The 12,240-nt window shown below is 62.3% G+C and carries 14 protein-coding genes and 1 tRNA gene; 9 read left to right on the forward strand and 6 right to left on the reverse strand.

Annotated features, from left to right (window positions below; all coding sequences use genetic code 11):
* Positions 1 to 85 precede the first annotated feature (85 nt).
* Together tpx and JSS27_19050 are read right to left on the reverse strand one after the other, a co-directional pair.
* A complete protein-coding gene (gene tpx, locus JSS27_19045; GenBank protein MBS0211047.1) occupies positions 86 to 601 on the reverse strand; it encodes a thiol peroxidase in 516 nt (171 codons plus the stop codon).
* Between the two features lie 290 nt (positions 602 to 891).
* On the reverse strand, positions 892 to 2,028 hold the full coding sequence (locus JSS27_19050) for a transglutaminase domain-containing protein (protein ID MBS0211048.1): 1,137 nt from the start codon (positions 2,026 to 2,028) through the stop codon (positions 892 to 894).
* 185 nt (positions 2,029 to 2,213) lie between these two features.
* On the opposite strand from JSS27_19050, the gene JSS27_19055 reads away from it, so the two are divergent.
* The 3 genes from JSS27_19055 (at position 2,214) to JSS27_19065 (ending at position 3,680) form a co-directional block, all read left to right on the forward strand.
* Entirely contained in the window at positions 2,214 to 2,966 is a 753-nt protein-coding gene (locus JSS27_19055) for a hypothetical protein (GenBank protein ID MBS0211049.1), read from the forward strand.
* Positions 2,967 to 3,048: 82 nt separating this feature from the next.
* Positions 3,049 to 3,324, forward strand: a complete 276-nt coding sequence (locus JSS27_19060; protein MBS0211050.1) for a DUF433 domain-containing protein — start codon at positions 3,049 to 3,051, stop codon at positions 3,322 to 3,324.
* 5 nt (positions 3,325 to 3,329) lie between these two features.
* Positions 3,330 to 3,680, forward strand: a complete 351-nt coding sequence (locus tag JSS27_19065; GenBank protein MBS0211051.1) for a DUF5615 family PIN-like protein — start codon at positions 3,330 to 3,332, stop codon at positions 3,678 to 3,680.
* A gap of 82 nt (positions 3,681 to 3,762) precedes the next feature.
* On the opposite strand, the gene JSS27_19070 is transcribed toward JSS27_19065, so the two are convergent.
* A tRNA-Asp gene (locus tag JSS27_19070) sits at positions 3,763 to 3,836 on the reverse strand.
* Between the two features lie 592 nt (positions 3,837 to 4,428).
* Here JSS27_19070 and surE point away from each other — a divergent pair.
* Both surE and JSS27_19080 read left to right on the forward strand, forming a co-directional pair.
* Complete coding sequence (gene surE / locus JSS27_19075) at positions 4,429 to 5,202, forward strand: 5'/3'-nucleotidase SurE (GenBank protein ID MBS0211052.1); 774 nt, start codon at positions 4,429 to 4,431, stop codon at positions 5,200 to 5,202.
* A 146-nt stretch (positions 5,203 to 5,348) separates the two neighbouring features.
* Complete coding sequence (locus tag JSS27_19080) at positions 5,349 to 5,633, forward strand: hypothetical protein (GenBank protein ID MBS0211053.1); 285 nt, start codon at positions 5,349 to 5,351, stop codon at positions 5,631 to 5,633.
* 212 nt (positions 5,634 to 5,845) lie between these two features.
* On the opposite strand, the gene JSS27_19085 is transcribed toward JSS27_19080, so the two are convergent.
* The 3 genes from JSS27_19085 to eno form a co-directional block, all read right to left on the reverse strand.
* Positions 5,846 to 6,370 (reverse strand): hypothetical protein, encoded by a 525-nt coding sequence (locus JSS27_19085; GenBank protein ID MBS0211054.1) that lies wholly within the window; start codon positions 6,368 to 6,370, stop codon positions 5,846 to 5,848.
* The gene (locus tag JSS27_19090) at positions 6,367 to 6,822 is read right to left on the reverse strand and encodes a hypothetical protein (GenBank protein MBS0211055.1); all 456 of its coding nucleotides are present in this window, start codon (positions 6,820 to 6,822) and stop codon (positions 6,367 to 6,369) included. The genes JSS27_19085 and JSS27_19090 overlap by 4 nt, the downstream gene beginning before the upstream one ends.
* Before the next feature lie 261 nt (positions 6,823 to 7,083).
* Positions 7,084 to 8,367: a phosphopyruvate hydratase gene (gene eno / locus JSS27_19095; protein MBS0211056.1), complete on the reverse strand. Its 1,284-nt coding sequence runs from the start codon at positions 8,365 to 8,367 to the stop codon at positions 7,084 to 7,086.
* Between the two features lie 321 nt (positions 8,368 to 8,688).
* Between eno and JSS27_19100 the strand changes: the two genes are divergently transcribed.
* The 4 genes from JSS27_19100 to rsmA all read left to right on the forward strand — a co-directional run bounded on the left by JSS27_19100 (position 8,689) and on the right by rsmA (position 12,158).
* Positions 8,689 to 9,609, forward strand: coding sequence for a phosphatidylserine decarboxylase family protein (locus JSS27_19100; protein ID MBS0211057.1), 921 nt, complete (start codon positions 8,689 to 8,691; stop codon positions 9,607 to 9,609).
* A 109-nt stretch (positions 9,610 to 9,718) separates the two neighbouring features.
* Positions 9,719 to 10,591, forward strand: coding sequence for a CDP-diacylglycerol--serine O-phosphatidyltransferase (gene pssA, locus JSS27_19105; GenBank protein MBS0211058.1), 873 nt, complete (start codon positions 9,719 to 9,721; stop codon positions 10,589 to 10,591).
* Between the two features lie 14 nt (positions 10,592 to 10,605).
* Complete coding sequence (locus JSS27_19110; protein ID MBS0211059.1) at positions 10,606 to 11,223, forward strand: riboflavin synthase; 618 nt, start codon at positions 10,606 to 10,608, stop codon at positions 11,221 to 11,223.
* A gap of 26 nt (positions 11,224 to 11,249) precedes the next feature.
* The gene (gene rsmA, locus JSS27_19115) at positions 11,250 to 12,158 is read left to right on the forward strand and encodes a ribosomal RNA small subunit methyltransferase A (protein MBS0211060.1); all 909 of its coding nucleotides are present in this window, start codon (positions 11,250 to 11,252) and stop codon (positions 12,156 to 12,158) included.
* Positions 12,159 to 12,240 lie beyond the last annotated feature (82 nt).

The raw sequence follows: 12,240 nt of genomic DNA on the forward strand, positions 1-12,240 counted from the left end.
ATCGTGCTGGCGGCGTACTACTACCCGGGAACGAGACGGCGTGACTCGCGCGCCGCCACGGCCCGGACCATTCGACCGGCCAAGCCTAGGCGACCAGGGCCTTGATGGCTGACAGCGCCGCGTCGTAGTTCGGTTCCTGGGCCACTTCCTTGACCAACTCGGCATAGGTAACCTTGCCGTTGGCGTCGAGCACGAACGTGCCGCGGGCCAGCAGCTTCAGCTCGTCGATCAACATGCCCCAGTTCTGGCCAAAGTTCCGGTCGACATAGTCGCTGGCCGAGATCAGGTTAGTGATGCTCTCGGCGCCGCAGAACCGCTTCATGGCGAACGGCAAGTCCAGGCTGACGGTCAAAGCGTTGACCTTGCCACTCAGAGCGCCCAACGCCTCGTTGAACTTCTTGGTTTGAATCTGACAGACCGGGGTGTCGAGCGACGGCACCACGTTGATGAACGTGGGTTTTCCCTTGATCGTGTCGAGCGTCACGTCCTGCAACGCGCCGTCCTTCAGCTTGAACGGCGGGGCTTGCTGGCCGACCTTGACCGCTTCGCCGACCAGGGTCATCGGGCTGCCTTTGAACGTAACTGCGCCAGGGCGTGACATGAGCGTATCTCCTCGCGGTTCTAAGCGGGTGGTAAGTCGAGCAATTACGGGAATCGAGCGTGCGGCGCGTCCCAGGGGCGCGCCGCCGTCGCTGTAGTATCCCGTTTTCAACCGCCGATTCAATAAGGGGGGAAAGAATCGGGGAAATGATGAGTGATGAGTGCGGAATGATGATTGAAATGCGGAAATGCGGGAAGATTGTTCAATGCGTTACGTGAGCGCATCCCTCGCAATCAACCTCGCTTCTGTCCGCATTCAGCACTCATCACTCCGCATTCATCACTTCCCCGTCACGGCCTTTGATACTTCTCGTCGGGATGCAGGCCGAGGGGCTTCCATTCGCCTCGTTCGGTCTTGCGCCGCGCGCCGGGGCCCGCGTCGCCACCGGGTTCATTGGCAACTGAGGTCAACTCGGCAAAGAAGCGCGGCCGGGGCAGCCGCCCCGTCGCCCGCAGCCAATCGTCCATCAGCCGCAGATGCTTCAAGCGAACCGGCGCGACGAGCCGGTCTCCTTTCTGCAGCACCAGCTCGTGGGCCCCGGTGTAGCCGAACCAAGGGTAACAGGCCGTGTGGGCCGGAATCCAATGCCCCTGCTTGTCGCGATCCACGAGGTAGAACTCGGCCCAGGCGTGGTTCGGCACCCAGACCAGCCGGGCCGGAATGCCGACCGCGCGGCACAGGGCGATGAACACGCCGGCCATCTCTTCACAGTCGCCGCGGCGCGTGTCGAGCGCCGTCGTCACGCTGGTATAGGGGCCGGTCAGCGGCTGGATGTTCCGGCGGACCCATTGCCAGAACTTTTCAGCCCGCACCCAGGGATGGTTGTCCACGTCGCGGGTCAGTTCGGCGGCCAGGTCGCGAACCGGCTTGCTGCTGGTTTGAATGCCGGGGCTGTCCTGCAAATAGTTGCGACGGACGTCGGTCGGCAACATTTGCTGAGCCGGAAACTGGTCGGCCGTGTAAGCGAAATACTGCTTCGACAGTAGCAACGTGAAATGGGCCGTGGCCTTGATCAGCCCACCGGCCGACAACGTCGGCGCGGTCAGTTCCAACACGTTCGAGCCAGGGGCGATCGGCACGATGCGGGCCGAACAGCCGTCGGTTTCGAATTCGACCTTCTCGATTTGCTGCTCGGGGCACTCGATGGGCACGGGGGTCATGCTGATCATGTCGGCCGACTCGCCCAGGCCTTGCAACTCGATACCGACCGACAGGGTATAGCGCCGTGGTTCGAGGTAGCCCCGCGCCTCGCGCGGCGGCGCGGTCCAAGTCCACTTGCCATCGCCGACGACAGGAATGACGGTCGCCGCCGGCGGCAAGAAAGAAATTTCGCTCGCCGCAGCCGGCACGGAATCCCAAGCCGCCCGGCCCAGCCAGGCCCCGGCCGCGCTCAGACAAGCCCCCGAGATAAACATCCGCCGGTTCATGGAAAGTTGGCCTGGGCCGAGGGTGACAGGCTGCAACACTTCAGAATGCCACGCCCTATCCATCGACGCCAGCCGAAACCCAACGATAATTCCACATGGTCACGCGCCGTCGTGGCCGGCGACATGCGATATATTGGTAGCGCACCGCTTCGTAACGCGTCTACGTCTCTTTTTGGGTAATGGCCGTGACGACTGCAACGACCGGCGATCGTGCCGTACGACGACTGCGCTGGTATCACCTTCGGTCGCGAACATTGCTGGTGATCGGCGTGCTGGTGATCACCACCGGCGTGGGCGTTTGGGCCTTGCAGATGGTCGACCCTGAATTGCGTTGGCTGGCGAGTTGGCAAAATGTCTCGTGGAAGGCCGACCTCCGACGGCAGGCCGAAAGCGAATACCGCGAGGCCGAGAAATGCGCCCGGGCCAACGATATCGGCTTAGCGATGCAGCACCTTGATCGCTCGATTGCCATTAACGGATTGGCCGACGCCTATTGGCTGCGCGCCAAGTTGCTTGCCAACGCGTACGCCTTTCGCCAGTCGAAGGGGGATTTGGTCATGGCGGAAGCGATGCTCGCCAAAGGGCATTCGCTGGCTGTGAGCGCGCGGCAACTGGCGTCGCTACGTGACGAAATCAACAACAGCGAGCGGGCCGACGCCGAATTGCTCGCCCGCGACCGGATGACCCGGATGCTGGAACGGGCCAAGCGCGAGGCCATCGACAAGCTGCGCGGCGAAGCGTACCGCGAATTGGACGATGACGTGAGAATTGCACTGCAAGCGCGCTTCGACAAACTCGACGAGTTGAAGGCGTTACTCGAAACCAGCGCGTATTGGCGCCACAACACCAACGGCCGGCTATTGCGACTGTACGAAGGGGCGATTACCGACCCTGAGCAGTTGGAACGAATTCTGAGGGAAGAACGAGAACGGCACTAGCCGAAAGCGGAAAATTTGGCCCGCAGTCGCCAGTCGAGATATACTTAACTGGTGAAAGGCTAGGTAGCGCTGGAACCAAAGCATGTCGCGTATTGATTATCGCAATATTGAAAAGGATCCTGCCAAATGTGGCGGGCAGCCGGTCGTCGCCGGCACACGCATTCGCGTGGCGACGATTCTCACTTGTTACCGGCAAGGCATGCGCGTCGAGGAAATCGTCCAGCAGTATCCGTCGGTGAAGCCCGCGGACGTCCATGACGCCCTGGCCTACGCGCACGACCACCTCGACGAAATCGAAGCTGACCTGGCCGCAGATGATGAAGCAGCGGTCAAGGCTCGCTTGAACGGCGGTTCGTAAGCGCCATGAGCGCCATTAAGTTCTTCACGGACGAGGACGTTTATGGCGCAATAGCAGTTGCGCTCCGACGTGCCGGCTTCGACGCGATTTCGACTTCCGAGGCGAGGCGGCTCGGCACGTCAGACGCCGACCAGCTTGATTGGGCCACGAACGAGGGACGTGTGCTGGTCACCTTCAACGTGGCGGACTTCGCCCAATTGCACGCCGACTGGCTAGCCCGTGGCCAGCACCACGCGGGAATTGCCGTGTCGAGCCAGCGGCACATCGGCGACCTGGCGCGGCGACTGCTGCACTTTGGCAACACCGTGGCCGCCGAAGCGATGATCGATCGACTGGAATTCCTTGGCGATTGGTGATTGGTATCCGACGCGCGATGGTCGGACTGGCAACGAAAAAAGGCCCGCTGCCGAACTAACGGCAACGGGCCTTTTGCTTGAGCGAGGACGACGGGACTCGAACCCGCAACCACCGGATCGACAGTCCGGTACTCTAACCAATTGAGCTACGTCCCCGTTCCGCACCCCTGCCGGCCGAGGCCCGCGGAGCGGAAACGCTCAATTTTACTTCTTGGGGGGACTTACGCAAGTCCGCCGCAACAAGTTGGCTCGGCAGCCAAGCTTAGGTCACGGCCGCAGGCCCGACGGTTCGCGCGGATTGGAACGAGAAAACTGAGTCGCGCACGCCCGACCCGGGTACCGGGTAGCCCGGACAGCTTTCCTGTCCGGGTCGCGATAGCGACAAGAGGTTTTGGAGCGACGCCTGAGAGCGGTGCGAAACGTGCCCGATCCCTCTTGTTGCTGCGCAACCCCGACAAACGAGTTGTCGGGGCTACCCCGGTATCGAAGACGGTTTTTCTCGGAGTGCGTTCGCCCCTGGCTTGCCGCGTGTGTTACCCTCCCCCCTGCCCCTCCCTGACAGGGAGGGGTGTTTCCGCCTTGGCTTGCCGACCGCTGCACTGACCCCTGTACCTACTGATCGCGATACGTCGCAAACTCGTCAAACGCGATGGTTCACAATAACTCGGCCGTTTCAAACCTCGGCACCGAAGCGTAACGGCTCGGCCCCTCCTTGAACTTCCCCGCGAAACATGGTCCATTTCGCGACGTGCAAATCCTGTTGACCAATGACGACGGTATTTACGCCCCGGGCCTGCGGGCCATGGAAGAGGCCCTGCGCGAAATTGGCGACGTCACGATCGTCGCCCCCCACACCGAACAGAGCGGCGTCGGCCATTCGATCACCTTTCTCCGCCCCCTGGTCGCCCACGAGGTGTTCGACGGGGACCGCCGGCGCGGCTGGAGCGTCGAGGGGAGCCCGGCCGATTGCGTGAAGCTGGGGGTGATCGAGTTCTGCGGCAAGCGACCCGACCTGGTGGTCAGCGGTATTAACGGCGGGCTGAACGCCGGGATCAACGTCCTGTACTCGGGCACGGTGGCGGCGGCCGTCGAAGGCGCTTTCTTCGATATAACCAGCATCGCCGTCTCGCTGGAATTCAGCGAACATGCCCGATTTGATCGAGCTGCCCGCTTGGCGCGGCGGGTAATCGAGCAAATGATGGAACTCAAGCCCCCGGGACCGCACCTGTACAACATGAACATCCCGACCGTGGCCCTGCACCGCCCGGCACAAGTCCGCGTGGTGCCGATGGGGCTCAGCCGGTACGGCGAAGAGTTCGAGCGGCGGGTCGATCCGCGGGGCCGCAAGTATTACTGGATGGTCGGAGCGATCGATCGCCGGCCACCCGAGCCCGAGTCCGATTTGACGGCCCTGCTCGAGGGCCACGTCACGCTGACGCCGTTGGATTTCGATCTGACCAAGCGAAGCGCCATTCCGAGCATGCAGCAGTGGAGAGTGGACCTGCCGAACGACTGGTCGTGACGCATCGCAGTGCGCCACGCGCCGAGTTCCGCGCCGCGAGTAAACGCGCCGCGGCGCAAAGTCGGGGGCAGTTGGTGAGGGATCGCAAGTGCGAGCGCCGCGGGAACGTGGCGGCTCGGGATTCTTTAACTGTCGAGTCCGCTGCCATGCAAAAACTTCTGCTCCGCACAATCGTCGTGTTGATCGCGCTGGTGCCCGTGGCCGCCCGGGCCGAAAGCTGGGCCTTTGGCCCGTCGTTTTACAGCCACTCGGCGCCGGCCCAGCCGCAATGGGTCGTGCCGTCGCGCGGGCCGTTCTACACACAGCCGCCGGGATTCTATGTTCGCAGCGGTTACCGGAACGTCCGCGGGTTCATCAACGTCGGCGGCCAGTCGTTCGAACAGATGAACGTCTGGGAAAGCTGGGTCCAGCCGGGGTCGGCTCGCTTTTAGGCCGACCGCCACTCAAATGCGTTTTTGAACCGCAAAGACGCAAAGGTCGCAAAGCGAAGAAAAGATAATTTGAATCGCAGAGGGCGCTGAGTTTCGCAGAGACGGCATTAATAAACCTCTCAGCGATCCTCTGCGCCCTCTGCGTTTAGTTTCCTTGCATTTTCTTTGCGTTCTTTGCGTCTTTGCGGTTCAAGTTTGCGTTTTGAATGGCGTCAGCGTTCCGCCCACTTGGCCGAGCTGACCAGCCAGCGGTCCTTGGGCTTGACGAATGTGACGTTGAACTTGACCAGCGCGCGGTCGAACGTCGCGCCGGCTTGCCGCGTATCGTCGAAGATGGCCACGATTTCGATCTTGCCCGTGGCCGTCGGCGGGTTGACCTGCTTGTTCACCGTGATGTCGCGCTCGGTGATCCGCACTTCGACAATCTGCACCCGCCCCATTTCTCGCTCGACCGCCTGGCGCAGCGCCACATTCTCGGGCACGATCACCCCCAACACTCGCGGCACGTCGTGAGCCACCACCGCCGCGGCCGATTGATCGAGCAGTTCGTAGATCAGCTCGCGCTCGGTCACCACCAGCCGCTCGACCATGATCCCCAAGCCCGCCACCACGACCACGGCGGCGAAACCTGCCAGAGCCGCGCGATGGGCCCCCAGCACCAACGGCACCAGGCAAAAGAAGCCCAGCACCGCGGCCAAGGCCAGCCAAGGCCAATAGTGTTCCAGGAAGACGATCATGGCTGCGTGGTCGAGGTCGTGGGTGGCTGATCGCCGGTCGGTTCGCTGGTCGGTGGATGGGCGTCGTCGTTCAGCGCACTGCGGACGCTCAGCGTGACGAACACCGCGGTCACGACCACCACGATCAGCAGCAGACCGAAATAAGTGTTCTGGATCAGCGGCGTCGGGTCCGCGGGGGGGGCAATGTTAGGCGGCGATTCTTGACCAGGCTGGGCCAGATTGGCGACGGCGACCGCTTCCTGGACCTTGCGCATCTGGATGCGGCGCTGTTCGCTTTCCAGGTACTTGGGGCCGATGACGACCAGCGACACGACCCCCATCAACGAGAACATGGCAAAATAGAACCAAGGGGAGCGCGTGAATCGTGCCATGCGCTGGGGAGCGAAGAACTGAATGGCCCCTAAGGCCACCGCGATCAGCATCACCAGCTTGAAAAAAGCACCGACGCTCATGAATCGAATTATGCCCCGACAAGGCCAGAAAAGAAACGAAGCCCACGAGACAATCTCGTGGGCTTCGCTGTAAACACTTCCCACTGCTGGACGAGCCAGCATATGTAGGGTGCTCTGTGAGCACCATCTTTTCGCACGGCCGAACGAGACGCCTGGCGCTAAGCTTTTCGGCCCGCATCGCGATGATTTGGTGCCCACAGGGCACCCTACCAAAGCGGCAAGCACCCGATCTTACCGCCTGTCACGGCGTCAACCGCTCAATTACTTCCGGCGGGTGAAATACTTGCCGCCGTATTGGGCCTGGTCGCCCAGCATCTCTTCGATCCGCAGCAATTGGTTGTACTTGGCCGTCCGATCGGTTCGCGACAGCGAGCCGGTCTTGATCTGCCCGGTCGACAACGCCACGGCCAGGTCGGCAATCGTGGCGTCTTCGGTCTCGCCGCTGCGGTGGCTGGTGACGCTGGTGTAGCCGTTGCGGCGGGCCAACTCGATAGCGTCGATCGTCTCGGTCAAGGTGCCAATCTGGTTGACCTTGATCAGAATGCTGTTGCCGATGCCTTCCTTGATGCCGCGGGCCAGGCGCTCGGTGTTGGTGACGAACAAGTCGTCGCCGACCAGTTGCGTGGAAGAGCCCAGCCGCTTGGACAGCATCTTCCAGCCGTCCCAGTCGTCTTCGCTGCAGCCGTCTTCGATCGAGACGATCGGGTACTTGGCCGCCCACGAGGCGAGCATCTCGACCATGCCGGCCGAGTCGATCTTCTGGCCGCCGACGGTGTAGACCTTCTTCTCGGCGTCGTAAAACTCGGTTGCCGCCACGTCCAGGGCGATGCAGACCTGCGAGCCCAGCTCGTAGCCGGCCGAGGCCACCGCCTCGCCGATGGTGTCGAGCGCCTCGACGTCGCTCTTCAAGTCCGGGGCGAAACCACCTTCGTCGCCGACGGCGGTTTTGTAGCCCTTCTTCTGTAGCACTTTCTTCAGATTGTGGAACACTTCCACGCCGCACCGCAGCGCGTCGCTGAAGGTGTCGAAGCCCAGCGGCATGATCATGAACTCTTGCACGTCCACTCCGTTGTCGGCGTGGGCGCCGCCGTTGATGATGTTCATCATCGGCGCCGGCAACAGGTTGGCGTTGACGCCCCCCAGGTACCGAAACAGCGGCAGCGCACAGTATTCGGCCGCGGCGCGCGACACGCCCAGCGACACGCCCAGCAGCGCGTTGGCCCCCAGGTTCTTCTTGTTTGGCGTGCCGTCCAGTTCGATCATCTTCTGGTCGAGCAAGCGCTGTTCGAGAGCGTCGAAGCCGACCAGCTCATCGGCCAGCTTTTCGTTGATGTTGGCCACGGCCTTGGTCACCCCCTTGCCAAGGAACTTGCTCTTGTCACCGTCGCGCAGTTCCCAGGCTTCGTGGACGCCGGTGCTGGCCCCGCTGGGGACGGCGGCGCGGCCGAACGAGCCGTCGGCCAGGCGCACGTCGACTTCGACCGTGGGGTTGCCGCGGCTGTCGAGGATTTGGCGTCCGTGGATGTCGATAATGGTCGAGCTCATCGAAAATATTCCTGTTACAAGAGGTCGCGCGCCGTGCTGGCCGCTGTTGATTGCAGGGGGTTGCCAAGAAAAGTGCTCGATATTCTGTCGGATCAATTGCCCGTTGGCTATGGGTCAGACGAGGAAAAACAGCACGGTGTTGACCTGTGTAATGCGGAGAACATTTGGCCATCACCACGGCCAGCATCACGTAATCACCTCGAACTACCTGGTTTTGTGTTGATTTCACGCCCTTGCCCGAGGGTTCAAAAACTGGCATTTGGCGAATACGATGTATTGATGAGTGAAATCGCCTCGCCGCTGCGGCTTTCCCCAGAGCCGCTGCCTGACAATTTGCGCAGCGTGCAGCCTGGGGGAGGCATCTGCTATCAGATCGAGTTGGCGTGGGGGCAGCTGCGACGCTGGTACCTGAAGTCGTTCCGGCCTGGCTACGTGGCGCGAATGGCGACGCTGCGCCGCGGCAGCGCCGTGGGCGCGCCGCACGAGTTGCTCGACACTCGCGATTTGAAGTTCTGCCGCAATCAATGCACGGCCGATTGGGATGTGGCCGACGACCGGTTTCGCTGGCGCGAGCGCCTGGGTCTGGCCCGCTGGGGACTGGCCGAGGTGATTATCATGACCAGCTTGCTGCTGGTCGGGGCCATTGTGCCGGCCGCGCTGGGCTTTTGGCCGGTGTCGATCGGGCCGCTGGTGGTGTTGGGCTGGGTTTGGTGGTTCTTTCGAGACCCCGCGCGCGAAGTGCCGACCGAGCCGGGCTTGCTGGTTTCACCGGCCGATGGAACGGTTGCCGAAGTCGCCCGGCTGGATCACGATGAATACATTGGCGGCCCGGCGGTGCGGATCGGCATCTTTCTGTCGATCTTCAACGTCCATTTGAACCGCTCGCCAGTGCGCGCCCGGGTGATTCGACTGCGGTATCATCCAGGTAAGTTTTTGAACGCCTTGAACCCGGCCAGCGCCTGGGAAAACGAAGCCTTGTGGATCGGGCTGGAAGAAGAGGCCCGGCCCCATCGCCGGATCGTGGTCCGCCAGATCGCCGGCTTGTTTGCCCGGCGAATCGTGTGCGGCCTGCGGAGCGGCGAGGTGGTCGAACGGGGCGGAAAGTTCGGTATGATCAAGCTAGGCTCCCGCACCGAGTTGATCTTTCCGGCGGAACCTGACGTCCAGATTGAAGTGCAAGTTGGCCAAAAAGTCTCGGCCGGCAGCACCGTGATGGCCCGGTGGGGGCGAGGAAGTTGCTAGTTCCTAGCAGCTAGTAAGGACCAGCATAAGTCGGTTGATGATTTAACACGCGCATAGTTTCTTTCGCATTTCACTAGCAACCAGCAACTCGCAACTAGCAACTTCGCCCATGTCCAAACTCCGTACGGTCGCGATTCTGCCGACGCTGTTCACGCTGGGGAATCTGTTTTGCGGATTCTTCTCGATCGTGGTGGCGGCGCGCATTGAGCGCCCCACGTCGGCCGACACTCCCCACACGATGGCCATTCACGCCAACGATCCGATCGAATACGCCCGTGGGCTGATCGCGACCGACGACACGCACAACTGCATGCTGGCCGGCTGGCTGATCTTCCTGGCCATGGTGTTCGACGCGCTCGACGGGCACGTGGCGCGACTGACCAAGATGTCGAGCGATTTCGGCGGGCAACTGGATAGCTTGTGCGATGTGGTGACGTTTGGCGTCGCGCCAGGGTTCTTGTTAGTGAAAATGTGTCCCTACTTCACGTTTCGACACTCGAATTGGGTCTGGCTGATTGCCGCCAGCTACGCGGCCTGCGCGGCGATTCGGCTGGCGCGGTTCAACGCCGAGACGCACGAAGACGACGACCACCTGAACTTTAGCGGGCTGCCGTCGCCGGCGGCGGCGGCCTCGATCGCTGGGTTCGCCATCCTGTTCTACACGTTGCGTCGCGACGATAACGCCTGGAAGGCGGCCGCCATGATCGACCACTATGTACAAACTTTGCTCCCCTGGTTCGCGATTCTCGTCGCCTTGGCGATGGTGTCGCGGATTCCGTACCCGCACGTGGTCAATCAAATGTTGCGCGGGCATCGCAGCTTTGGCCACCTGGTCGGTTTGATCTTTGCCTTTGTGGCGGTGATTGTCGTGCGCGGCTACGCCATTCCGATGATCTGTGTGGGCTTCGTCCTGTCGGGGCCCGTGCGTTACCTATGGCGCGAAGCCGTCCAGCGGCGACCGCACAAAGAACCGATGTTCTAAGCGGGGCGCCCGAGATGTTTACTGGTTTGGTCGAAGCGACGGCGCAGGTCGAGCAAGCGGCGCCCCAGGGGCCGGGGGCACGACTGGTGATCGCGCACTCGCCGATTGCCGCCGAAGCCCGACTGGGAGACAGCATCGCGGTCAACGGTTGTTGTCTGACGGTGGTGGAAATCGGCGGCGGCACGCTGGCCTTTGACTTGGGGCCCGAGACGTTGCAGCGCACCAACCTGGGGTGCATACGCGCGGGCGATCGGGTGAACCTGGAGCGTTCGCTGGCCGTCGGTGACCGGCTGGGGGGGCATTTCGTGACCGGGCACGTCGATGGACTGGGAACCCTGGCCCGCCGGCAGGATGAAGGGGAATGGTCGATGTTCTGGGTCAGCTACCCAGCCGCGCTGCGCGGGCAACTGGCTAGCAAGGGCTCGATCGCTCTGGATGGCGTTAGTTTGACACTGGTCGACGTGACGCCTGAACAGTTCAGCGTGATGCTGATTCCCCACACGCTTGAGCAGACGACGTTGGGGCAATGGCGCGAGGGGCGGACAGTGAATCTCGAAACCGACGTGCTGGCCAAGTACGTGCAAGCCGCCGTGGCGGCGGGCGTCGCGGGCCCGCGAACCGGCAATTCTTAAACATTAGCGGAACGCTCGCACGGACCATGAGTCGACAAACCCTTTCCTTTTTGATGCGCCGATTTCGCGAAGTGGGCATCCAGCCCAAAACGCGCTACGGTCAGAACTTTCTGATCGACTTGAACCTGCTTGACATTCTGCTGGCCCGGGCCGAGTTGACCAAGGACGACGTGGTGCTGGAAGTCGGGACTGGCACCGGCTCGCTGACGGCGCTGATGGCGGCCCAGGCGGCCCACGTGGTCAGCGTGGAAGTCGATTCGCAAATGCACCAGTTGGCCAGCGAAGAGCTGATCGATCACACGAACGTCGACTTGCTGCAAATCGACGCTTTGCGGAACAAGAATCACTTGAACCCCGTGGTGCTCGACACGGTGCGGCGGCATCTCGAGGCGGCGCCCAGCCGGCGGTTCAAGCTGGTGGCCAACCTGCCGTACAGTGTGGCCACGCCGATCATGTCGAACCTGCTCAGTTGTGATCTCGTCCCGGCCACGATGACCGTGACTATTCAAAAGGAACTCGCCGATCGGATCATGGCCGAGCCGTGCTCGAAGGATTACAGCGCGCTCAGCGTCTGGATCCAGGCCCTCTGCACCGTCGAACTCGTGCGGGTCTTGCCGCCGAGCGTCTTCTGGCCGCGCCCCAAGGTCCACTCGGCGATCATTCACTTGGAGCATCAGCCTGACTGGCGGGCCGAGATTGTCGATTTGGACTTCTTTCACGACTGCGCTCGCGCGCTGTTTTTCCATCGCCGCAAGTTGCTGCGGCATGTCGTACACAGCGCGTTCAGCAAGCAGTTGACCAAGGCCGAGGTCGACGAGTTGTTGGCCGCGCAGGGTTTCGAGACGACGACCCGGGCCGAGGAACTGGATGTGCCGACGTTACAGGCCCTGATCGAGACCCTGCGCCAGCGCACCGGCGGCGAGCTGCGACTCTAAGACCACACGCCACCGGCCGCCACTTCAACGGGTGCCATGCCCAAGCCCCCCCAAGGCTTGAGCATGCCGCGTGACGCTTCAC

It is taken from the genome of Planctomycetota bacterium, assembly GCA_018242585.1.
GTDB lineage: Bacteria > Planctomycetota > Planctomycetia > Pirellulales > PNKZ01 > JAFEBQ01.

Coding starts and splice junctions, on each gene's coding strand:
- tpx (MBS0211047.1), bottom strand. CDS start 601: ATGTCACGCCCTGGCGCAGTTACGTTCAAAGGCAGCCCGATGACCCTG.
- JSS27_19050 (MBS0211048.1), bottom strand. CDS start 2,028: ATGAACCGGCGGATGTTTATCTCGGGGGCTTGTCTGAGCGCGGCCGGG.
- JSS27_19060 (MBS0211050.1), top strand. CDS start 3,049: ATGTCGCGTATTGATTATCGCAATATTGAAAAGGATCCTGCCAAATGT.
- JSS27_19065 (MBS0211051.1), top strand. CDS start 3,330: ATGAGCGCCATTAAGTTCTTCACGGACGAGGACGTTTATGGCGCAATA.
- JSS27_19080 (MBS0211053.1), top strand. CDS start 5,349: ATGCAAAAACTTCTGCTCCGCACAATCGTCGTGTTGATCGCGCTGGTG.
- JSS27_19085 (MBS0211054.1), bottom strand. CDS start 6,370: ATGATCGTCTTCCTGGAACACTATTGGCCTTGGCTGGCCTTGGCCGCG.
- JSS27_19090 (MBS0211055.1), bottom strand. CDS start 6,822: ATGAGCGTCGGTGCTTTTTTCAAGCTGGTGATGCTGATCGCGGTGGCC.
- eno (MBS0211056.1), bottom strand. CDS start 8,367: ATGAGCTCGACCATTATCGACATCCACGGACGCCAAATCCTCGACAGC.
- pssA (MBS0211058.1), top strand. CDS start 9,719: ATGTCCAAACTCCGTACGGTCGCGATTCTGCCGACGCTGTTCACGCTG.
- JSS27_19110 (MBS0211059.1), top strand. CDS start 10,606: ATGTTTACTGGTTTGGTCGAAGCGACGGCGCAGGTCGAGCAAGCGGCG.
- rsmA (MBS0211060.1), top strand. CDS start 11,250: ATGAGTCGACAAACCCTTTCCTTTTTGATGCGCCGATTTCGCGAAGTG.